The sequence below is a fragment of the Helicobacter pylori genome, assembly GCF_001998165.1.
GTDB classification, from domain to species: Bacteria; Campylobacterota; Campylobacteria; order Campylobacterales; family Helicobacteraceae; genus Helicobacter; species Helicobacter pylori_DL.
In genome coordinates this window covers 1-211 of the sequence record NZ_MTWR01000168.1, presented here as the reverse complement: position 1 = coordinate 211, position 211 = coordinate 1, and the positions used below count along the sequence as shown (strand labels likewise).

Annotated in this window: 1 protein-coding gene; it reads right to left on the bottom strand. The window is 45.0% G+C overall.

The window, feature by feature from the left end; translation table 11 throughout:
• Window positions 1-194: urease accessory protein UreE (locus tag BZK24_RS08715; protein ID WP_524707231.1), on the bottom strand; the 194-nt coding region annotated here is incomplete at its 3' end.
• Window positions 195-211 lie beyond the last annotated feature (17 nt).

The following is a 211-nucleotide window of genomic DNA, read 5'->3' as shown; positions in this document are numbered from 1 at the left end:
GACAGAGCCATACGCCTTAAAGACGCTCCCAACTTGGGAGCGTCTTTAAGGCGTATGGCTATGTCTTTGCCTTGCCTGGTTTTAAAACGAGCGATCTTTTTCCTCGTTTCAAACCATTCCAAATCCACATAATCCACGCTGAAATCCAAGGGGTTTAAATCCCTTAGATTGCCTATTAAACGCTCTATGATCATCTCACACCCAGTGTTGG